Source organism: Vibrio sp. FE10 (assembly GCF_030297155.1).
Lineage (GTDB): Bacteria > Pseudomonadota > Gammaproteobacteria > Enterobacterales > Vibrionaceae > Vibrio > Vibrio apostichopi.
This window is the reverse complement of sequence record NZ_AP028067.1, coordinates 2,358,335-2,380,734: the sequence shown is the minus strand read 5'-3', so window position 1 is coordinate 2,380,734 and position 22,400 is coordinate 2,358,335. Positions and strand designations below refer to the sequence as shown.

General features: G+C 44.1%; 19 protein-coding genes. 10 read left to right on the top strand and 9 right to left on the bottom strand.

The window, feature by feature from the left end:
* Positions 1–159: 159 nt before the first annotated feature.
* The 3 genes from QUF19_RS10570 to QUF19_RS10560 are packed head-to-tail and all read right to left on the bottom strand — an operon-like array spanning position 160 to position 4,077.
* Positions 160–1,005 (bottom strand): dimethyl sulfoxide reductase anchor subunit family protein, encoded by an 846-nt coding sequence (locus QUF19_RS10570; RefSeq protein WP_286293017.1) that lies wholly within the window; start codon positions 1,003–1,005, stop codon positions 160–162.
* Position 1,006: 1 nt separating this feature from the next.
* The gene (locus QUF19_RS10565) at positions 1,007–1,627 is read right to left on the bottom strand and encodes a DMSO/selenate family reductase complex B subunit (RefSeq protein ID WP_004733360.1); all 621 of its coding nucleotides are present in this window, start codon (positions 1,625–1,627) and stop codon (positions 1,007–1,009) included.
* A gap of 11 nt (positions 1,628–1,638) precedes the next feature.
* Positions 1,639–4,077 (bottom strand): DmsA/YnfE/YnfF family dimethyl sulfoxide reductase, encoded by a 2,439-nt coding sequence (locus QUF19_RS10560; RefSeq protein WP_286292993.1) that lies wholly within the window; start codon positions 4,075–4,077, stop codon positions 1,639–1,641.
* A gap of 198 nt (positions 4,078–4,275) precedes the next feature.
* On the opposite strand from QUF19_RS10560, the gene QUF19_RS10555 reads away from it, so the two are divergent.
* Positions 4,276–4,842: a molecular chaperone TorD family protein gene (locus QUF19_RS10555; protein WP_286292989.1), complete on the top strand. Its 567-nt coding sequence runs from the start codon at positions 4,276–4,278 to the stop codon at positions 4,840–4,842.
* A complete protein-coding gene (gene napF, locus QUF19_RS10550) occupies positions 4,842–5,357 on the top strand; it encodes a ferredoxin-type protein NapF (protein ID WP_286292987.1) in 516 nt (171 codons plus the stop codon). The genes QUF19_RS10555 and napF overlap by 1 nt, the downstream gene beginning before the upstream one ends.
* Positions 5,358–5,620: 263 nt before the next feature.
* Here the strand turns inward: napF and yfaE are convergent, their stop codons facing one another.
* The 4 genes from yfaE to ubiG all read right to left on the bottom strand — a co-directional run bounded on the left by yfaE (position 5,621) and on the right by ubiG (position 10,679).
* Complete coding sequence (yfaE, locus tag QUF19_RS10545) at positions 5,621–5,899, bottom strand: class I ribonucleotide reductase maintenance protein YfaE (RefSeq protein WP_017632068.1); 279 nt, start codon at positions 5,897–5,899, stop codon at positions 5,621–5,623.
* On the bottom strand, positions 5,899–7,032 hold the full coding sequence (gene nrdB / locus QUF19_RS10540; protein ID WP_004733365.1) for a class Ia ribonucleoside-diphosphate reductase subunit beta: 1,134 nt from the start codon (positions 7,030–7,032) through the stop codon (positions 5,899–5,901). The genes yfaE and nrdB overlap by 1 nt, the downstream gene beginning before the upstream one ends.
* A gap of 101 nt (positions 7,033–7,133) precedes the next feature.
* Positions 7,134–9,416, bottom strand: coding sequence for a class 1a ribonucleoside-diphosphate reductase subunit alpha (nrdA, locus tag QUF19_RS10535; protein ID WP_076669905.1), 2,283 nt, complete (start codon positions 9,414–9,416; stop codon positions 7,134–7,136).
* A gap of 516 nt (positions 9,417–9,932) precedes the next feature.
* Entirely contained in the window at positions 9,933–10,679 is a 747-nt protein-coding gene (ubiG, locus tag QUF19_RS10530; RefSeq protein ID WP_102297551.1) for a bifunctional 2-polyprenyl-6-hydroxyphenol methylase/3-demethylubiquinol 3-O-methyltransferase UbiG, read from the bottom strand.
* A gap of 258 nt (positions 10,680–10,937) precedes the next feature.
* Between ubiG and gyrA the strand changes: the two genes are divergently transcribed.
* Positions 10,938–13,610: a DNA topoisomerase (ATP-hydrolyzing) subunit A gene (gene gyrA, locus QUF19_RS10525; protein WP_286292943.1), complete on the top strand. Its 2,673-nt coding sequence runs from the start codon at positions 10,938–10,940 to the stop codon at positions 13,608–13,610.
* A gap of 305 nt (positions 13,611–13,915) precedes the next feature.
* Positions 13,916–14,545, top strand: a complete 630-nt coding sequence (locus tag QUF19_RS10520; RefSeq protein ID WP_286292936.1) for a TPR domain-containing protein — start codon at positions 13,916–13,918, stop codon at positions 14,543–14,545.
* A gap of 52 nt (positions 14,546–14,597) precedes the next feature.
* Here the strand turns inward: QUF19_RS10520 and QUF19_RS10515 are convergent, their stop codons facing one another.
* Together QUF19_RS10515 and nrfA are read right to left on the bottom strand one after the other, a co-directional pair.
* On the bottom strand, positions 14,598–14,942 hold the full coding sequence (locus tag QUF19_RS10515) for a rhodanese-like domain-containing protein (protein WP_286292932.1): 345 nt from the start codon (positions 14,940–14,942) through the stop codon (positions 14,598–14,600).
* 183 nt (positions 14,943–15,125) lie between these two features.
* Positions 15,126–16,556, bottom strand: coding sequence for an ammonia-forming nitrite reductase cytochrome c552 subunit (nrfA, locus tag QUF19_RS10510; RefSeq protein ID WP_286292931.1), 1,431 nt, complete (start codon positions 16,554–16,556; stop codon positions 15,126–15,128).
* A gap of 482 nt (positions 16,557–17,038) precedes the next feature.
* Here nrfA and nrfB point away from each other — a divergent pair, with 482 nt between their 5' ends.
* From nrfB to nrfF, 6 genes are all read left to right on the top strand, one after another.
* Positions 17,039–17,623 (top strand): cytochrome c nitrite reductase pentaheme subunit, encoded by a 585-nt coding sequence (nrfB, locus tag QUF19_RS10505; RefSeq protein ID WP_086713605.1) that lies wholly within the window; start codon positions 17,039–17,041, stop codon positions 17,621–17,623.
* A gap of 3 nt (positions 17,624–17,626) precedes the next feature.
* Complete coding sequence (nrfC, locus tag QUF19_RS10500) at positions 17,627–18,313, top strand: cytochrome c nitrite reductase Fe-S protein (RefSeq protein ID WP_004733373.1); 687 nt, start codon at positions 17,627–17,629, stop codon at positions 18,311–18,313.
* Positions 18,314–18,315: 2 nt separating this feature from the next.
* Positions 18,316–19,290, top strand: coding sequence for a cytochrome c nitrite reductase subunit NrfD (gene nrfD / locus QUF19_RS10495; protein WP_286292921.1), 975 nt, complete (start codon positions 18,316–18,318; stop codon positions 19,288–19,290).
* Positions 19,291–19,464: 174 nt separating this feature from the next.
* Positions 19,465–21,387, top strand: coding sequence for a heme lyase CcmF/NrfE family subunit (locus tag QUF19_RS10490; protein ID WP_286292919.1), 1,923 nt, complete (start codon positions 19,465–19,467; stop codon positions 21,385–21,387).
* Entirely contained in the window at positions 21,368–21,922 is a 555-nt protein-coding gene (locus QUF19_RS10485) for a DsbE family thiol:disulfide interchange protein (protein WP_286292918.1), read from the top strand. The genes QUF19_RS10490 and QUF19_RS10485 overlap by 20 nt, the downstream gene beginning before the upstream one ends.
* The gene (gene nrfF, locus QUF19_RS10480) at positions 21,922–22,362 is read left to right on the top strand and encodes a heme lyase NrfEFG subunit NrfF (protein ID WP_286298876.1); all 441 of its coding nucleotides are present in this window, start codon (positions 21,922–21,924) and stop codon (positions 22,360–22,362) included. The genes QUF19_RS10485 and nrfF overlap by 1 nt, the downstream gene beginning before the upstream one ends.
* Positions 22,363–22,400: the final 38 nt, after the last annotated feature.

Sequence of the window (22,400 nt, the reverse complement as noted above, 5' to 3'; positions counted from 1 at the left end):
GCTCTATTAGTTAACCAAGTTCTCTTGAGCCAAGACCTCTTGAACTAAGGTTAAGTCAGAACAAATAAAAAGGCCCAACATCTAAATAGGTGTTGGGCCTTTTGTTTATCTAGCCTTCTAGATAACCAGACAAGCTGCGATGTTTACACGTATGCGTGATCACAAACCGCTTGTCATATGTAGACTGTAGAACAAACCACGGCCAATGAGTTCTGAAGCTAAGAACAGTACCAATGCTAGGCCTAGGTTTACTGGGTTCACTTTTGCTTTGTTCAGCATAGGTAGAATCCAAATCAGTAAGCTTGCCATCAGCAATGCCACTTGAAGAATCACATAGCTGCCTAAACCGTCAACCAACTCAGAGGCTTTAGTTACTGAAGTTTGGATATCACCGATTAGGTTCAGTTTTCCGACTGTCACAAGCAAGCTGATCGCGACTGCGATAACAGCCAGCATGGTGATGTTGCGGTCAACTGTGAAGCGGCTGTCATTGGCGAACACAATCACGAATTGAGACAGCAGTAAGCCACCCACAACCATGGTCATGATGAAGCTTAGCGGTGTGTAGATGTTGTCCCAAGTCGGTACTGTGTTGATCATGTATACGTTGATCATCGCGTACATGAAGATAACACCCAGTACCATAGCGCCGACCATCAGTGCTTTCTGGATAGCAACGCCACCTTTCTTAACCACAGACAATAGCCATTGCAGGCCACCGACAGCGAAGAATGCCGCACCGAAGAACACTTCGTTAGACAACCAAGCAGAACCTAGTTGGTTAAAAGCGTTAAACGCGCGCAGTGGAGAACCAAGGTGCGTTGTCGAGAACATGAAACCAAGACCCATCAATGCCCACAGAATGAACATTGGAACCTTGTAGCTGTTCAGTTTCTCTTCGTCATGACCAAGTACCAGTGCACGTGCGCCAATAAGTAAGTAACCACCCACGGCTGTTTGCGCCAGTACCGTAAAGAAGATCAAAGACCACTCATGAAAAATCATCTTAAACCTCCTTCGGGTTTGCTAGGTGACCACTGGTATCGCCAGTAGGCTTCGCGTTTTTGTTCAGCTTAATCACGATGTTTGGCAGCGTTTCGGTTGAAGATGGCAGTGGCGCCACGTCTGCACCAGATCCGTACTTCTCGCGAAGTGTGTTGATTTCACCAAACTCCAATGCACGAAGTGGGCAAGATTCAACACAGATAGGCTGTTTGCCTTCAGAAACACGTTGGTAGCAACCATCGCATTTGGTCATGTGACCTTTCTTCGCATTGTATTGCGGTGCGCCGTAAGGGCACGCATTGCTACAGTGCTGACAACCAATACACACACTTTCGTCAACCACAACTAGGCCATCTTCATCACGTTTGTGCATTGCGCCCGAAGGACACACTTTCACACATGCAGGGTTAGTGCAGTGGTTACAAGCGATAGACAGGTAGTAAGAAAAGACATCTTTCTGAACCCAGGTATCGCCATCTTGAGTGAAGCCACCACCGGCGTATTCGTATACGCGACGGTAGTTCGTTTTGATGTCTAGATCGTTATAATCTTTACAAGCAAGCTGACAGGTTTTACAACCCGTGCATTTACTTGAATCAATGTAAAAGCCGTATTGTTTCATTCCAACCTACCTTATGCTTTCTTTAGCGCTTTGATTTGAACTAGGTTTGTATGCTGAGGGTTCCCCTTAGCAAGTGGGCTCGGGCGCTGAGTGGTCAGCACGTTAATAGAGCCTGCATGGTCGATCTTCTGACCATCGGGTGCGTACCATGCACCTTCGCCTAGTGCGACAACTCGAGGAAGGATCCTTGGTGTCACTTTCGCTGGAATATGAACTTCGCCACGGTCGTTAAAAATACTCACCATGTCGCCGTTTTCGATACCACGTTCTTTCGCATCAATAGGGTTGATCCACAACTCTTGCGGAGCTGCTGCTTTGATTTCTGCAACGTTACCGTAAGTGGAGTGAGTACGCGCCTTGTAGTGGAAGCCGGTTAGCTGAAGTGGGTACTTCGCAGCCAGTGGGTCGTTGTGACCTTCAAAAGAGTCCGCGTAAACGGGAAGTGGGTGAATCACTTCGTCTTCTTTCAGTTTCCAAGTCTTCGCGATATCAGCCAGTTGCTCTGAGTAGATCTCGATCTTGCCACTTGGTGTGGTCAGTGGGTTCGCTTCAGGATCTTTACGGAAATCTTCATAAGCGATGTAGTGGTGGTCATAGCTACGTTTGTAGATACCCAGCTCTTTCATCTCTTCGAAGGTTGGTAGCGTTGGATCGTTCTTACGAGTTTCTGCGTAAAGGTGCTCAATCCATTGCTCTTGAGTACGGCCTTCTGTGAACTCTTTTTCTACGCCCATGCGCTTCGCCAGTTGAGAACACATCTCGTAGATAGATTTCGCTTCGAACTGAGGCTCGATCGCTTTCTGCGCGAAGATGAAGTAAGGCATGTTCGCCGCTTTACCGTCCATACACCAGTCGTCTTGCTCTGATGTTGTTAAATCAGGCAGGATGATATCGGCGTATTTTGCAGAAGAAGTCATGTGGTTATCGACTACAACAATCATTTCACACGCGGTATCGTCTTGAAGAATTGCGTGGGTTTTGTTGATGTCTGAGTGCTGGTTGATAATACAGTTACCTGCATAGTTCCAGATCATCTTGATTGGGTTCTTCAGGCGCTCTGCACCGCGAACACCATCAGTGATGTCAGTCATTTCATCGTGACGGTAAATCGCATCTGTCCACATGAACATTGAAATGGAAGTTTCAACTGGGTTTGGCACGGTAGGGAAGCGAACAAATGGAATGTTGATGTCACTTTCACGAGCACCTGTAGAACCACCTGATACACCAACAGAACCGGTTAGTAGCGACAGCATTGCGATTGCACGACAAGCTAGCTCACCGTTCGCAGTACGTTGTAGGCCCCAACCTTGGTGGATTGCACACGGTTTTGCTGTGCCCATTTCACGACCAAGCTTAACGATGGTATCAACTGGAATACCTGTGATCTTAGAAGCCCACTCAGGCGTTTTTTCTACGCCATCTTCACCTAAACCTAGGATGTAAGATTTGTAGTCGCTGTTTTTAGGTGCTGATGCAGGAAGGGTCTTCTCGTCGTAACCGACACAGTATTTGTCTAAGAACGGTTGGTCGACAAGGTCTTCAGTGATCATTACATGCGCAAGACCCGCAACCAAAGCAGCATCCGTAGAAGGACGAATCGGGATCCATTGATCTTCACGACCACCGGCAGTATCGGTGTAACGTGGATCGATGATGATCGTTCTTGCGTTTGATTTGTTTTTGCTTTCAACGTAGTGGTGGATCTGTCCGCCACCAGACATACGTGTCTCAGCAGGGTTGTTACCAAACTGGATGTTAAGCTTGGTGTTTTCTAGATCAGAGAAGGAGTTGTTGTTTGCCCAACCACCATAGGTGTAGCTCAAGCCTTTCGCGATTTGCGCTGTTGAGTAGTCACCGTAATGGTTTAGGTAACCACCACTTAAGTTCATTAGACGAGCAATCAGCGTTTGTGCTGGTGGCCAAGACTTAGTCACCGTACCGCCAAGTGTACCTGTACCGTAGTTTAGGTAGATGGTGTCGTTACCGTAGTCTTTGATCAGGCGTTGCATGGTGCCAGCAACTTCATCGTAAGCTTCTTCCCAGCTAATACGTTTGAATTTACCTTCACCACGTTTGCCCACACGTTTCATTGGGTATTTCAGGCGATCTGGGTTGTAAACACGGCGGCGCATAGAGCGACCACGTAGACAAGCACGAACTTGGTGATGACCGTATTCGTCAGTACCCGTGTTGTCGGTTTCTACGTATTTGATTTCACCGTTTTGCACATGCATACGTAATGGGCAGCGAGAGCCACAGTTTACAGTACATGCACTCCATACGATTTTCTCATCCACACTTTCAGCAACCGCAGCTGCTACTGGTTTGGATTTGAAAGGTAAAGCGATACCGCCCGCGAGTGCGGCTGCGCTACCTACCGCAGAAGAAGCTTTCATGAAGCCTCTTCGAGTAAGATTCATTACCCCAGATTCTTTCTTATTCGTCATTCTAAGATGCCTATTGTTATTGATGACTAGCACTTTATAGGTAGTTTGGTCTCTATGTTTTTATTTCTAATTATTGATTGATTGGCATCAAATAAGATCGGAATTAAAATATTATGAATCGAATGTATAAAATAGATCAAAGAATCCAATCGTATTATTTATATAATTATCGTTAAACCAATTACGGTATAAATAAGAATGATTATTGATACGCATAAGTTGCTCGGTTCATTATTTTATCAAGCAACTAATAAAGAACAGTTAATAGATATTGTTCAGGCCTTAGTAGAGAGCCAAGTTTTATCAGAAGATTGTTTACTGGCACTCCAAAACGAACAGGCAGATGCGCTAGCTGCAGAGTTCAGTCGACTGTTTGAAGGTGTTGGAGACATGCCAGCACCGCCTTGGGGTTCTGTTTATCTCGATAAAGACCGTATTGTGTTTGGCGCATCGACTGTAGAGTATCGACAGTTTCTAGAATTGAATCATATAGAATTAGATACAGGCTTAAGAGAGCCAGAAGACCAATTTGGTTTAATGCTGCTCGCACATGCGTATTTGTTAGAAAACAATAATATTGATTCAGCTCGTGAATTGTTAGAGTCTCATTTATTAACTTGGTCTTCTGTTTATTTGGAAAAATTTAATTCAGCATCAGAGTTATCTTTTTATAAGAAGCTATCAAACGATGTAATAGATTGGCTTAAGCAATTAACATCTGAATATAATTTAAACGTTGCCATTAAAAAGTTATATATCGATTAATGTCTGAACAAATAAATTCAAATAGGCGTGGTTTCTTAACTCGGCTCTCTAAACCAGTTAAAGCCGCTGCGAGTTATGAAGAGAAATCGCAGCGCCTACATGCAAGGCCACCAAGAGCTGTCGATGAGGTGCTGTTTGAGCGTCTTTGCGATGGTTGTGGTTTGTGCGAGCAAGCGTGTCCAAATAGCGTCATTGAGATGCTAGAGGGCAGTGCGCTGCTAAATTTGGATTACAACAGTTGTTCGATGTGTAATAAGTGCAGTGAAGTATGCTTGACTGGCGCACTTCATCAAACGGTCACGCCCTATATAGACCTAAAGCCTAGCTTTGCGGATAGCTGCAACAACTACATGCAAATGGATTGCAATGCGTGCCAGACCGCTTGTTCAGCGGCTGCGATACACATTGAAGTTGGGGAGTTGCCTACGGTAGTTCAAGATAAGTGTAATGGCTGTGGAGAGTGCCGAAGTGCTTGTTATATTGGCTCCGTGACTCTGAACCTGACTCAACAGTAAACGTCAGGGTTTGGTGGTAGATGGTTAACAGTAAGGCTTAAATTGAGTTATAGGTGAGTTGGTCTCAGAGGCCTAAAGGTATGAATAGAAAAAGGGTCCGCATTCCAAGAGGAAGCAGACCCTTTTTTACATTTGTTATCTTTGAAGAAGCGTTGCTTTAAACCTAAAGCGTTTCAAAAATAAAGCATTTGAACTTACGTGATTCTATCTCAAGCGAAAGCAAACAGAATAAAACTAAGCAAATCGAACTTTAGCGGAATAGCTTAGGCGCGCTTCTGTTTGCTTCTGTGAATCACGTTACTCAGCGACAAATCAGTTTTTGCTTTGCAGATGCACGGCAAAATCTCGTCGCCTTGTGTGTAAGCCATGGCAAAACCAACGTACTCAACTTCACCAGAATCCAACGTGCAACGACAAGCGCCACAGTGCCCATCTCGGCAGTTGTATTCTGGTTCTAAGCCCGCTTGTTCCATTGTTTCCAATAGAGTATTCGACGGGTTAGATTCAATCGAAGTCAGCTTGTTGATTTTGATTGTTGGCATTACAGCTCAAATCCTTCAAAGTCGTCAGCTTTTACTTCGTTGTCGATTTGACCAACTAGGTAAGAACTGATTTCAGCTTCTTGTGGAGCAACTTGTACGTTATCTGAAGATAACCATGCGTTGATCCATGGGATTGGGTTCGATGTTGCTTCTGGGTAAGCAGTACCTAAACCAACCGCTTGCATACGGATATTGGTAATATATTCAACGTATTGGCAAAGAATGTCTTTGTTCAGACCAATCATAGAGCCATCTTTGAATAGGTATTCTGCCCACTCTTTTTCTTGCTCTGCCGCTTCTTTGAATAGGTCGAAACACTCTTGCTTACACTCTTCAGCGATCTGCATGAATTCGAAGTCATCTTGGCCATTACGCAGCAAGTTGATCATGTGCTGTGTACCAGTAAGGTGAAGTGCTTCATCACGAGCGATTAGCTTGATGATCTTCGCGTTACCTTCCATTAGCTCACGTTCAGCAAATGCGAATGAACATGCAAAACTCACGTAGAAACGAATCGCTTCCAGTGCGTTTACCGACATTAGACATACGTAAAGCTTCTTCTTCAGGTCGTGAAGTGAAATCTTAACGTCTTCGCCGTTGATGTTGTGGTTGCCTTCACCGTAGCGGTGGTAGTCAGCCGTTAGCTTGATCAAATCGTCGTAGTAAAAGGCGATGTCTTTCGCACGCTTTAGGATCTCTTCGTTTTCAACGATGTCGTCAAATACTACGCCTGGATCATTCACGATGTTACGGATGATGTGCGTGTATGAACGAGAGTGAATCGTTTCAGAGAATGACCATGTCTCAATCCAAGTTTCAACTTCTGGCAGTGATACCAAAGGAAGTAGGGCAACGTTAGGGCTGCGGCCTTGGATAGAATCTAGAAGTGTTTGGTACTTCAGGTTAGAGATGAAGATGTGCTTTTCATGCTCAGGAAGCTTGTTGTAGTCGATACGGTCGCTAGACACGTCTACTTCTTCTGGACGCCAGAAGAAAGAAAGCTGCTTTTCGATCAACTTTTCGAAGATTTCGAATTTCTGTTGGTCGTAACGTGCAACGTTTACCGACTGACCTAAGAACATTGGTTCTTTTAGTTGGTCATTTTTTTGTTGAGAAAAAGTACTGTAAGCCATAAATGCCTCAAATCCTTTAAGGACCCGTAATAAAACGAACCCTGTTAATGCTTTAAACCCAGAGAAGATAACTTCTCTGGGGTCTTAATGTTTATTGCGGTTTAGATCTTACAACCGCCGCCTTCACAATCTTCTTCCGGCACTTGAACTGCATCGCCTTGGTCGTCTTTAGCACCATCACGAGTGTTATGGTAGTAAAGCGTCTTAACACCGTACTTGTACGCTGTTAGCAAGTCTTTAAGCAGCTGCTTCATTGGTACCTTACCGCTGTCGTAAACACTTGGATCATAGTTAGTGTTTGCAGAGATAGCTTGGTCAACGAATTTTTGCATAATACCCACTAAGTGCAGGTAACCATCGTTAGTACCAATGTTCCAAAGTAGCTCGTAGTTCTCTTTAAGATTTAGGAAATCAGGAACCACTTGCTTCAGGATGCCGTCCTTCGATGCTTTCACTGATACGTAACCACGTGGTGGCTCGATACCGTTAGTCGCGTTCGAGATTTGAGACGAAGTCTCAGAAGGCATAAGCGCTGTCAGTGTAGAGTTACGTAGGCCGTGCTCCATGATCTCTTCACGTAGCGTGTCCCAATCGTAGTGCAGTGGCTCTTCACATACTAAGTCGATATCTTTTTTGTAAGTATCGATTGGCAGTAGGCCTTTCGCGTAGTTGGTTTCGTGGAAAGATGGGCAACGGCCTTGCTCTTTCGCTAGGTCAACAGACGCTTTTAGCAAGTGGTATTGAATTGCTTCAAAAGTACGGTGAGTCAGGCCATTTGCGCTGCCATCAGAGTACTTAACACCATTCTTCGCTAGGTAGTATGCGTAGTTGATTACACCCACACCTAGAGTACGACGGTTCATTGTCGACTTACGTGCTGCTGGAAGCGGGTAGTCTTGGTAATCAAGTAGTGCATCTAGAGCACGAACAACCAATTCAGAAAGCTCAGCCAGATCGTCAAGCTCGTTGATTGCGCCTAGGTTAAACGCTGAAAGCGTACATAGTGCAATCTCACCTTCGTCATCTTCAACGTTAGAAAGCGGCTTAGTTGGTAGCGCGATTTCTAGACATAGGTTCGATTGACGAACAGGAGCTACTTCAGAATCAAACGGGCTGTGTGTATTACAGTGGTCAACGTTCTGAATGTAGATACGACCAGTAGAAGCACGCTCTTGCATTAGCAGAGAGAAAAGCTCAACGGCTTTAACCGTTTCACGCTTCACTGAAGGATCGTTTTCGTACTTAACGTAAAGCGCTTCAAAACGCTCTTGGTTTTCGAAGAACGCGTCGTAAAGGCCAGGTACGTCAGAAGGTGAGAACAGGCTGATGTTGCCACCTTGAACAAGACGAGAGTACATAAGCTTGTTCAGCTGTACGCCGTAGTCCATGTGACGAACACGGTTCTCTTCAACGCCGCGGTTGTTTTTCAGTACTAGTAGAGACTGAACTTCACCGTGCCATAGTGGGTAGAACACGGTTGCTGCGCCGCCACGAACACCACCTTGAGAACAACATTTTACTGCTGTTTGGAAGTATTTGTAGAAAGGGATACAACCAGTGTGGAACGCTTCACCATTACGGATTTCAGAACCAAGCGCACGGATACGACCTGCGTTGATACCAATACCAGCACGTTGAGATACGTAACGAACAATAGAGCTTGCTGTTGCGTTGATAGAATCAAGGCTGTCACCACACTCAATCAGTACACATGAACTGAATTGACGAGTAGGCGTACGTACACCAGACATAATCGGTGTAGGTAGAGAAATCTTAAACGTAGACGAGGCGTCGTAAAAACGTTTGATGTAATCCAGACGAGTTGATTTCGGGTATTTACCGAACAAACACGCAGCAACTAGGATGTAAAGGAACTGAGCACTCTCGTAGATTTCTTTTGTTACACGGTTCTGCACGAAGTATTTACCTTCAAGCTGCTTAACCGCCGCGTAAGAAAAGTTTAAGTCACGCTTGTGGTCGATGTACGCGTCAAGCTCTTCGAATTCAGCTTTCGTGTAGTCTTCCATAAGGTGGCTATCGTATTTACCCATATCAACCAGTTTTGCAACGTGGTCATAAAGAGCAGGCGGCTCGTATTCACCGTACGCTTTTTTACGTAGGTGGAACACTGACAGACGTGCTGCTAGATATTGGTAATCAGGAGTCTCTTCAGAGATTAAATCCGCTGCTGACTTGATGATTGTCTCATGAATGTCAGTTGTGGTAATGCCATCGTAAAACTGAATGTGAGCTTTCAATTCTACTTGTGATACAGAAACATTGTGCAAGCCTTCAGCTGCCCATGTGATCACTCGATGGATTTTCTCTAAATCAATCGTTTCTTTGCGCCCGTTACGCTTGGTAACAGTAAGTTGTTGGTTCATTCTGCTTAATTTCCCTAACAAAACTGAACAAGGCCGTGTTTTTGTGTATTTCTGTGTAATTTTTGTAAATTACGTTTCGGCTTTGTGATCTTGGTCTACCCATACATTGTAGTTCAAACACAACATATGGGGGTCATTTGTTTGTTGGGTTACAAGATAGTGCTACAACTGATATTTTTCAAGGTAAAGAAATTGGGTTGCTTGTGGATAAGTGGTGGATTAAAAAAAACTGTAAGTGACCACTAACTGATGAGGTTAGATGTGACTTGATTGTATAAAAGCCGCCTTTTAAGGATGCTTTATTTTTGCACTCCCATAAAAAAAAATCCCTTGATCTTTGAGCAAAATGGGCGATGGATTTTAGGTGATTAAATTTAAATCGAGGTGGTCAAAATGGAAGCTGGCGCACGAAATTTAGACTGAAAAAAGTCGCAAACTTATGTTAATTGCAACTCTTTTCATGGGTCTTTTTTATAAAAGATTTTACGGTAGGGATACTGGTAGATATACGAATATTTATTGGGCGAAATTTTGAGTGTGGACGATGTAATTCACATCGACATTCGACCCTAAACGATACGTGTCTGTTAGTGGGTTGTAATGCAGCCCAGTAATACCTAACTCTTGTAGAGGCGTATTGTCGATCATCTTGATGAGTTCAGCTGGTCGAATGAACTTTTCGTGGTCGTGAGTACCTTCAGGCACAATCTTAAGAAGCTTCTCTGCACCAACAATCGCAAACAGGTAAGACTTAAAGTTTCGGTTCAATGTCGAGAAGAACACATGGCCACCTGGTTTAACCAACTTTGAACAAGCCGAGATAACCGATTGTGGGTCAGGAACGTGCTCTAGCATTTCCATGCACGTCACCACATCGTAAGTTTGTGGATTTTGCTCTGCATGGTCTTCAATGGTGCTTTGGATGTAATCTAGCTTGGTGCCGGTTTCTAATGCGTGCAGACGAGCGACTTCTAGCGGTTCTTTACCCATATCCAGGCCGGTAACTACCGCACCCTCTACAGCCATGCTCTCAGCCAAAATACCGCCACCGCAGCCAACATCGAGAACTTTCTTGCCAAATAGGCCTTCGGTTTTCTCTAGCACGTAATTTAGGCGCAGCGGATTGATTTGATGTAGTGGCTTAAACTCGCCTTCTAGATCCCACCAGCGCGACGCCATGTCTTCGAATTTTTTGATTTCTGCTGGGTCTACGTTCTGTGATTTAGTCATAATCGGCATTTCCAAGTTAAATAATGCATCCATGAAATTGCAGGCATTATAACTTGCCTTTTCCTGCTGACCAGAAGATCTACAATTTTGCTAGTTTATTGGGTGTAAAGTGACCATGTTTCAGCAAGATATGACGCTGAGGTGCAATTTCTTATCAATAGATTGGCTACAAGGGTCACAAGATGGTAAAAGGAGAGGGAAAGTGATGCCTCCGTAGGTAAATTTGTGTTATATTTTTCGGTCTTATACGTATTCAAAAATACGATCTGACTATAGAGGGAAAATGGCTCTATGAGCGATCTAGCGAAAGAGATCACGCCCGTAAATATTGAAGATGAGCTTAGAGGTTCATACCTAGACTACGCGATGTCCGTCATCGTTGGTCGTGCCCTTCCAGATGTGCGTGATGGCCTAAAACCTGTACACCGCCGCGTTTTGTTCGCGATGAATGTACTAGGTAATGATTGGAACAAAGCATATAAAAAGTCTGCTCGTGTAGTAGGCGATGTAATCGGTAAATATCACCCACACGGTGATAGTGCGGTATACGAGTCAATTGTTCGTATGGCTCAGCCGTTTTCACTACGCTATATGTTAGTCGATGGCCAAGGTAACTTTGGTTCGGTTGACGGCGATTCAGCTGCGGCAATGCGTTATACCGAAGTTCGTATGTCAAAAATAGCTGGTGAGCTATTAACGGATCTTGATAAAGATACGGTTGACTTCGTTCCTAACTATGATGGAACCGAGCAAATACCAGCAGTTTTACCAACAAAAATACCAAACCTATTGGTTAACGGTGCTTCTGGTATCGCAGTAGGTATGGCTACCAACATCCCGCCGCATAACTTAGGCGAAGTTGTTGATGGCTGTTTAGCATTTATCAATAATGAAGACATCACTATTGATGAGCTAATGGACTACATCCCGGGTCCAGACTTCCCGACAGCAGCATTAATCAGTGGCCGTAAGGGCATTGTCGATGCATATAAGACTGGCCGAGGCAAAGTCTACATGCGCTCGAGAGCTGAAATTGAAACGGAAAAGAACGGTAAAGAAACCATTATCGTTACTGAAATCCCGTATCAAGTGAACAAAGCTCGTCTGATCGAGAAGATTGCAGAACTTGTAAAAGACAAGAAAGTTGAAGGCATCAGTGCACTGCGTGACGAATCTGATAAAGATGGTATGCGTATTGTTATTGAATGTAAGCGTGATGCTGTCGGTGAAGTTGTACTAAACAACCTTTACTCACAAACTCAACTGCAAACAACTTTCGGCATCAACATGGTTGCTCTGAACAACGGCCAACCACAACTTTTCAACATTAAAGATATGTTGAAGTGTTTTGTTGATCACCGTCGTGAAGTTGTGACACGTCGTACTATCTTCGAATTGAAGAAAGCGCGCGATCGTGCACATATCTTGGAAGCTCTATCTTTAGCGCTTGCAAACATTGATGAAATCATTGAACTGATCAAGAACGCACCAACACCAGCAGAAGCTAAAGTTGGTCTAGTGTCTCGTGGTTGGGATCTTGGTAACGTTGCATCAATGCTTGAACGTGCTGGTACTGATGCGGCTCGTCCAGATTGGCTTGAAGACCAATACGGTATCCGTGATGGTCAATACTTCCTAACGGAAACTCAAGCGCAAGCTATTCTAGAACTTCGTCTTCACCGCCTAACAGGCCTTGAGCACGAGAAGATTCTAGACGAATACAAAGCTCTTCTAGAAGAGATCGCTGAGCTAATGCATATTCTTGCAAGCACTGAGCGTTTGATGGAAGTGATCCGTGAAGAACTTGAAGCGGTGCGTGATATCTATGGCGACGAACGTCGTACAGAAATCACTGCAGCGGTTCATGACATCGACATGGAAGAGCTAATTGCTCAAGAAGACGTTGTAGTAACGCTTTCTAACGCAGGCTACGTTAAGTACCAAATCCTAAGTGACTACGAAGCTCAGCGTCGTGGTGGTAAAGGTAAGAGTGCAACTAAGATGAAAGATGAGGATTACATTGAGCGTCTGCTTGTTGCTAATACTCATGACAACATCTTATGTTTCTCTACTCGTGGTAAAACGTACCGCCTGAAAGTTTACCAACTGCCTCAAGCAAGCCGCACCGCTCGTGGTAAGCCTATCGTTAACATTCTTCCTCTAGAAGAAGGTGAGCGTATTACGGCTATCCTGCCTGTTTCTGAATTCTCAAACGAGAAATTCATCTTCATGGCAACAGGCGACGGTACCGTTAAGAAGACATCACTGGATCAATTCGCAAACGTACGTGCTAACGGCCTAATCGCAGTTAACCTACGTGACGATGATTCACTGATTGGCGTTGATATTACTGACGGTAATAGCGACATCATGCTGTTCTCGAAATCGGGCAAAGTTGTTCGCTTTAACGAGGACAAAGTACGTCCAATGGGTCGTACTGCCTCTGGTGTTCGTGGTATGAAGCTTCCAGAAGACGATCAAGTGGTTTCACTGATTGTTCCTTCAAACGAAGGCGATATCCTAACTGTGACTCAAAACGGTTACGGTAAGCGTACTGAGCTGGCTGAATACCCAACGAAAGGCCGTGCAACGCAAGGTGTAGTATCTATCAAAGTCTCTGATCGTAATGGCCCAGTAGTTGGTGCTGTTCAGGTTGAAGAAGGCGATGAAATGATGATGATCACCGACGCAGGTACACTAGTACGTACTCGCGTAGCGGAAGTAAGCCAAGTTGGTCGTAACACTCAAGGTGTGACACTGATTCGTACTGCTGAAGACGAGAATGTTGTAGGTCTACAACGTATCGACGAAGTAGAAGAAGCTGAGATTGTTGAAGGCGAAGAAACTGAAGAAGCAAATGCTGACGCAGTAAACGCTGAAGGAACAGTTGTTTCTGAATCAAGCGAAGAGCAAGCATCAGATGCTTCTGACTCTGAAAGTGATAGCGAGCAAGACACTGAGTAATCTCGATTACGCTAAGTAATTAAGCTTACCAATGAAAAAACCGAGCCTAAGTGCTCGGTTTTTTATTGCCTGTCATTTCTCATTTCTCATTTCTCATTTCTCATTTTGCTTATGGCTTATGGCTTATGGCTTATGGTTGATCGCTGATCGCTGATCGCTGATCGCTTGGGTCTGAGCACCAACCTTAATCCGTCGCTTTTATGCGAAAGTTTGAGCACTAAATCTCGAACGCTAAACTTTGATCAATAACTAGGCTAGACGAAAACGATAGAGTAAGAGATAGAGCTAAATAAAAGGGATGTGGAATGGATATCTGGTTGTTGGTTGCGTTACTACTGATGAGTCTGTTTTTGATTGTGGTCGTTATTGCCGCGAGCAAGAATGGCAATTATCTAAAAGGTAATGTGGTGATTTCTCTTACCGCAGTGGCTTTAAGCGTACTCGTCTGGTCTCAACTGAAACAAGAGTTACCTCAACTTCCTTTGGATGATAGCAACAACTATACGACGACAGATTTTGAAGATGAGCTTCAACAGAGCCTTAAGCAAGATCCGAATCAATCCGATTTGTGGTTTAAGCTGGGTGGTGTGTACATGCAGAAAGGGGAGTTTGATGCCGCATTCACGTGCTATGACTATGCGATTCGTTTAGACCAACAAGCGCCTTCTGGTTTATACGCCGCGAAAGCGACGGCGCTGTATTACTTGAGCTCTCAAACCATGAACAATCAAGTCAGTGGCCTGCTGAAACAATCTATGCTGCTTGATCCTAATGATCGAACAGCTTTGATGCTGATTGCGACCGATCATTTCATTAGTATGCGCTATCAACAAGCGATCGATGCGTGGACACAAATACTCGATTCTAATCAGAAGGGCATTGATCGTGTCTCTATTATTCATTCGATCAACCAAGCCAAACAGATGATCCGTTAAACTTGGGTTAATAGCTAAAGAGACGATCTAATTTAAGAACGCGTTTCTAAAACTATTGGCTTTCCTGCATTTCGATTAAGCCACCAGCATTGTGGATTTGAGTAAACCCTTGAGCGCGCAAGAACTGGTAAGCTTGTCCTGAACGATTGCCACTACGACAATACAGCACGATCGGTTGGTCTTTCTCTATATTGGCGAAGTGAGTCGCTACTTCAGAAAGAGGGTAGTTGATGGCGTTGTCTAAATGCTCTTGCTTGAACTCCTCAGGCGTTCTGACATCAACCACTAATGCGCCTTTCTCAATTAATTCCCAGCCTATCTCAGCACGTTCAGAAGCGTAAACTCCAGAACTTAACAACGTAATGCACAGTGCAGAAAGCGAAAGTAGGGTTCTCATTCTTGATTCCTTGAATTAGCAACTAGGTATTTAAAGGTAACTGGGTATTTAGACGTCACTGGGTATTTAAAGGTCGGCATCGGTTTGAATACGCGAGAATCTAATGCTTAAGATTCAAAATAGAAAAACCAGCCACACAACAATAGTGTGACTGGTTTTTACCTAATGGTCTAACTGACGAGATTAGTATTCGTAGTTAGCTTCACGTTTTTCAGCTTGCTCTTCCCATTGAGGAACAACCGTGTCTAAGAAGTGTTGTTTCTCTGCGTTCATCTTGTCCATGTCCATTCCAAGCGCTTTTTGAGCTGCTTCTTTGGTCGAGATGTCAGGAATTTCAATTGGGTCCGTAATGCCTTTCTTCGCAAGTAGACGAATGATCTTAGTACGAGCATCGGCTGCGCGATCAACGGCAGTACCTAGCACTTCTAGAGCGATTTCTGGTGCATGCATATGAATACCGTGAGACGCAATAGCGTAGTCCCAGCGCCATTGAGCATGACGGATATCAAGTAGGATAGGTTCCATTTCTTGCTCTGTGGCACCGGCTTCCCATGCTGCACCTGCTTCAAAGTGAGCAGCAACGATTTGTTTCTCTGCTGTCAGCTTCATGTTCAGTACTTGCGCTTTACGGCTTGAAACGATGTTACGCATGGTTTCTTTAGATTGAGTATGACAGTTGGCACATGTGTCTTCGAAGCGGTCGAATGGGTTACCCACTTTATGGTCGGTATAAACGGTGCCATCTTCTTTGGTGACTTTCGGCATATGACAGTCAGCACAAACGACTTTGTTCTTACCGTGAATACCTTCGCGCCATGTTTCAAAGCCTGGGTGTTGCGCTTTTAGCATCGGTGCTTTTGATACTTTATGCGTCCAATCTTTAAAGTTGATCGCATCATAGTAGCGTTCCATATCGCCAACGGTTGTACCTTGGTCCCATGGGAACTTCACGCTCTTATTAGGGCCTGTGAAGTAGTACTCCACATGACATTGCGCACAAACAGACGCTTGTTGGTCTAGTCGGCTTTGTTCATCGAACTTTTTACCAATCGCTTCAAATGCACGTTCCACATAAGGACGAGTGACTTTCAGTGCGGGTTCGCCATTCTTAAAGCCTTCACTTTGGGTATCGTGACAGTCTGAACAGCCAATAGGGTTAACGATCTCGTTGCCAAGACGCGCCCATTTACCTTCGAAATAACCATCCTCGCCACGCTCTTCAATCACACGAGCGACATCCGGGCTCTTACAGCTCCAACAAGCCATCGGCATTGGACCTGAGCTTTCGTCAGTTGGCCCGCCAGTACGTAGCGTTTGTGTTACGTCGTCAATGGCATAAAAGTGTCCACGCGCTTTATTGTAATCTTTAGCGAACCCGTAGCCTGCCCACATGATGACCATATTCGGATCTTCTTTTAGAGCATCTTCAATGACTTCGCTTTCTGACGTTTGTCTCCATGAGTGATATTGATCGGGGTGATTTTGCTCGAACTGGTCGTTTCGAGGATCGCCAATTTCTTTTTGTTCAGACGCAGCAAAACTGGTCGCGCTTGCTAGTGATGCGCTAACCATTAATAGTGCTGTGACCGAATTACGTATCCAATGCTTTTTCACAGTGATATCTCCAATATACTGATTTTTATACCAAGCGTTGTGAGTTTGCTATTCAAATTAAGAACTGGAGAATTCCTGTTTATATTAATTCATAAATAAACACATTTTGTTACGTGTCGGTAGTTTGCTTGTTTTAGATCAATTAACAGCAGTGACTTCAATCACGTTGAAGTTTATATAACCCTAAAGGGGTATGTTCTGGCGTGGTTATTGAAATTCAATTGATAATTATTATCATATATAACAATCAATTACCTAAATTGACCATGATATAAATAGGGTGATTGTGTTCACACATTAACCTACTCATATTTCGTATTACCTAATTAGAGGTATATTCTAACTATAGAAAGCGTTGTGGCTTATCCAAAATAAGAATTGATATCATTTAAACGGTAATAATATCGTTTAAGGGTACTTTTGTTTAACCGGAATATTATTTAGTTGAGAGTTAAATAATGCCGGTATAAGGAAAGGATAAAATGGGCAATATTAAATTGGCCATAGTCATAATGCTTAAATCCCTTCTAGCATTCTGCCTCTATGGTTATTCCATTCATGCTGTTGCTGAGCCTGCTGTTACACCAGTAGGAGAATCAACAAGACATGAAGTCGAATTAATCCGCGACAAAGATTACAAGTGTGTTCAATGCCATAAAGATTCCAAAGAAACCGTATTGGGCTCTCATGGCGAAAGCGCACACGCTTTACTTGGCCGTGAAGTGAATTGTACTGATTGTCATACCTCTATTGGCCCCGATCACCGTGAAGGTGCACCTGAAGTGGTGAAGTATCGTTCGGCTCAATCACAACCGGGAACTGAAAAGGTTTTCCTAGATCCAAGCTTAATTCTAGATGCCAATAGTCAATGTATAGATTGTCATAAACCGGATGATCTTCGTGAAGCTAGCTGGACTCACGATGTGCACGCGCAAAACTTAACCTGTTCAAACTGTCATGACGTTCATGCCACTGAAGCGAAAGTGTTGGGTTTAGATAAAAAGCAAACCATCAAGCTGTGTGTGGATTGCCATTCAGACTTCAACCAGAAGAAAGAAGGGGAGTAATCTATGAGCTGCTCAAGAAGAAACTTTTTAGCAGGCGCTGGTGCCGTTATCTTTACCACGGGTGTTGCGGGAACTGCGGCAGTGACAAGTCGTAAGACGCTAGCCAATGTTCAAGAAGATGGTACTAAACGTTATGGAATGATTCATGACGAAACCGCGTGTATTGGTTGTACTGCTTGTACCGAAGCATGTCGTGAAGTAAACAAAGTACCTGAAGGTGTATCGCGCTTAGAAATTATTAAGAGCGAACCTCAAGGCGAATATCCAAATGTTGATTACCGTTTTACCCGTAACTCTTGCCAACATTGTGATAATGCCCCTTGTGTGATGGTTTGCCCAACAGGGGCGGCCTACAAAGATGAAAAAACCGGCATTGTCGACGTTCATCAAGAGAAGTGCGTGGGTTGTGGTTATTGCTTATTAGCCTGTCCATATCAAGTGCGTTTTTTCCATCCCGAGAATAAGTCCGCAGATAAATGTAACTTCTGCCGTGATACCAATCTTGCACAAGGGAAGTTGCCTGCTTGTGTCGAATCTTGCCCGACCAATGCGCTGGTATTTGGTGATCTCAATGATCCTGAGAGTGAGATAAACCAGGTGCTTCAATCGGAAGTGGTTTACAGAGATAAAGCTTACCTAGGTACTCAGCCAAAACTCTATAAAGTGCCACACCAAAAAGGGGAGATTTGATTATGAGTGCATGGGACATAGCTTTTCAGTCTGGTACCGTGGTATGGGACTGGATTATAGCAATCTATCTATTTCTTGCGGGGATGTCGGCGGGTGCCGTAATGATCTCCATTTACCTTAAGCGCAAGGTTATTGAAGGCGATCCTGCCCATAATGGTGTGTTAAAGGCGACAGCTTTTCTTGCGCCATTTGGGATCATTTCAGGCCTGTTGATCTTGGTTTTCCACCTAACAAAACCGTTATCATTTTGGAAGATCATGATCTTCTACAATCCAACGTCTGTGATGTCGATGGGTGTGATCTTATTCCAAGTGTATATGGTGATCTTGTTTCTTTGGATCGGCATTATATTTAGAGATCAAATCGTCGTGTTCTTGAATGACCAAGTATGGTTAAAAGGACGACTCGATTTTGTCGGTAACTGGATTGGCAAATTAGAAGTGTTCGAGAATGCTTTGGAAATATTCTTAGCTGTTCTTGCTCTGATGCTTGCTGCTTATACTGGCTTCCTGCTTTCCGCTTTAAATACCTTCCCATTGTTGAATAACCCCGTGTTGCCGATTTTGTTCTTATTCTCGAGTTTATCTTCGGGAGCGGCGGCATGTATTTTATTTGGTGTGTTGGTCTTTAAAGAGTCACCTCATAGCCCGAGTATTTCATGGATCCACGGATTCGAACGCCCTGTTGTGATGTTTGAATTGTTTGTTCTTGTTACTTTCTTTACTGGTCTTATCTTCACCGGTGGTCAAAGTGAACAAGCAGTATGGAACGCGATTGGCAGTGGTTTCTGGGCAAGCTGGTTCTGGTACGGCGTCATCGGCGTTGGCATGGTTTTACCATTGCTGCTGAATGCGGTCACCCCAACGTCTATCCGTCATAGTTCGGTGTATATTTTCTCTGTAACTTCGTTGAGCCTAATGGGCGTGTTAATGCTGCGAACTTTTGTCCTTTATGCAGGGCAGTTAACGTTAGCTTAATTTCGCGCAAGTTTATTAGTGAGCAGATGTTGGATACTCAATATCTGCTTATTAATGAACATACTCTTAATAAGTCTGTTTTTGATAAACATGCTTTTAATGAAAATGCTTTAAATAAACATGAGTTTGCGTGTTCTAATTGGCTCTGCTCTAGCGGAGCCTTATTGAGGTGATATGGTCGGTTCTGTGGGATTGTTTAGCTTAATTTTGGTTGCTGTCCTCAGTAGCATTATTGCTGTGTCATCTCTTTATCAAATGCTAACTAAACAAAGATTGAATATTGGTTTAATTCGTAGCTTTTCCCTTTCCAGTGCCTTGTTTTCGAGTGGCGCGATTGTTCTTCTAGGCTATGCCTTTATCAGCGATGACTTTTCTATCCTCTATGTCGCTGAACATTCCAATACACAATTACCATCCTTTTTTAAAATGGCGGCCGTTTGGGCGGGTCATGAAGGTTCGCTGTTATTTTGGGTGCTGACCATCAGCTGTTGGTCAGGTGTCATTGCCTTGCAGAAGCACTATTCAAGTGAGTATCAAAGTCGTGTTTTGTGGGTGATGAACGTACTGTTGGCAATCTTCGCTTGGTTTACTTTGCTTGCATCAAACCCATTTGAAATGAACTCGACCTTGCCCTTTGAAGGACGCGACCTCAATCCAATGCTACAAGATGTTGGTCTGATTTTTCATCCACCTCTGCTTTATCTTGGTTATGTCGGTTTTTCTGTGGTGTTGGCCTTTGCTGTTGCCGCCTTGCTGGTCGATCCGATCGAGTTTGACTGGGTTGTGCATTGTCGAAGCTGGTGTTTGACTGCGTGGATCTTTCTAACTGCAGGGATTGCCTTGGGATCTTGGTGGGCGTATTACGAATTAGGTTGGGGAGGCTGGTGGTTTTGGGATCCGGTTGAAAATGCGAGCTTGTTACCTTGGCTGACATCGACCGCATTACTGCACAGCCTAGGTGTTGCCAAAGGAAAACAGCAGCTGTTGAAGTGGTCTCTAAGCCTTGCGTTCATTACGTTTTGTCTGAGTATCTTAGGCACCTTTATTGTTCGTTCTGGCGTATTAACGTCTGTGCATGCGTTTGCGGTTGACCCAACTAAAGGCATCGCACTGTTATTAATACTCGTGGCTGTGCTGTTGAGTTCCTTCTCGTTGCTTATTGTGAGAGGCGAGTCTTTCGAGTCGAACCCGATTACCAGCTTCGCGAGTAAGAGCTTTTTGAGCTTAGTTGCGATGCTCATTTTTGTACTGGCGACCGCTGTTGTAGTGTTTGGTACGTTTTATCCAATGGTCTTTGAACTGCTTGGATTGGGCAACATATCGGTAGGTGCGCCGTACTTTAATCTATTGATAGCGCCTTTGGCTTTGCTCGCACTTGGCGTGGTTGGTCTGGCCCCATTGTTAAGTATTAAACCTCAAGCAAGCAAAGGTGTGATTGCCTCGTTAGCTTTGGTGTCATTGTTGCTCGGTTACCTTTGTTATTCTTGGCAAGTGGAACAGGTACAACTACAAATAATGGCGCTGCTGACTTGGGCGCTCGCATTCTGGGTGGTATTGACGCATGTTTATGGCTTAATGGTGACGCGAAGCTCCAAGTTCCAACGCAAAGTCTGGGTGATGACCTTTGCTCATGTTGGGATTGCTGTTTTAGCCGTAGGCGCTGCGATGAACAGTTACCACTCATTCGAACGCAGTTATAAATTGAGCCCAGGCGAACAGGTTGAGTTTGTCGATTGGGTCATTTCTCATCGGGACACCGAGCTTTATGTCGCTTCAAATTTTACCGCTGAAAAAGCAATACTCGATTTAATAGATGAAGAGCACACCTTTTTGATTGCGCCAGAAAGAAGGCATTATCAAGTTAGAGTGATGAACATGAGCGAACCCGCGATGAAGTGGTTCTGGCATGGTGATGTTTATATTACGATGGGCGAGAAAGTAGACGCCACGTCTTATGCGTTTAGAGTGCAGTATAAGGCTTACGTGCGTTGGATTTGGTTTGGTGCACTTTTCTCAATTCTGGGTGCCGTACTTTCATTGACACATCGTAAAAAGATAACCGTTAAGGCTGCCCAGTATGCATACCAGCGTTCGTAAAAAACTGATTCTTCTGTTCACAATGGCCCTGATTTTGGTCGTTGCTTTTGTGTTTGTGCTCGAGAACAAGCAGCAAACGACGATTGTGTCACAACAACAAAGAGCGTTCCCTGAATTCACGTCTATTCAGCTAATAAATAGTGGTAGAGGCAACACAGACACACAAGCGCTTACGTTAGCTGATATTACGCAGCATCCTTACCAGCTCGTTAATGTATGGGCTTCATGGTGTGGTATTTGTAAAACAGAACACGCGTTTTTGCTCGAATTGCAGAAGAAAGGCGTTCCAATTGTTGGTCTCAATTACCGAGATAACCCCGGAGCGGCGCTCAATGTATTGTCCAGCGACGGAAACCCATACTCAAGAGTGATCAGCGACCCTCAAGGGAAGTTGGCTTTAGAGCTCGGTGTCATAGGAACTCCGGAGACGTATTTAGTCGATGCTGATGGGCAAATCGTTAAGAAACTCTTGGGCGTGTTGAATGAATCGATTTGGCAGGAGCAACTTGCCGTCTATTTTTCAGGTACAAATTGATGAGGAAGTCTCTTCTACAAATGGTCTTTGTACTCTCAACGACGCTGCTCGCTGTTTTTCCTCTTCAAGCGGAAGACCTTTTTACTGCAGGTGATAAAGAGACAAGCATTCAAGTCGAGTTGTTTGAGTTTGAAAGCCTTGATCAACAACAGCGTGCTATTACTTTGGCAAAATCGCTGCGCTGCCCACAATGTCAGAATCAAAATTTGATTGAATCAAACTCTCCGATAGCAAAAGACTTGCGTTTGGTTGTGTTTAATATGGTGAAAGCAGGGAAGAGCAATAATGAAATCACTCAATACATGACGGAAAGGTTTGGTGAATTTGTGCTCTATAAGCCACCAATGGGGGCCTCAACCCTATTACTTTGGCTCTTACCGATCGCATTTTTTCTCTTATTTATATATTTATCAGTAAAAAGTGTTAGAAAGAGCTCATAAAAATTACGTATTACTGTTTACCAATTAACCTGTATTTT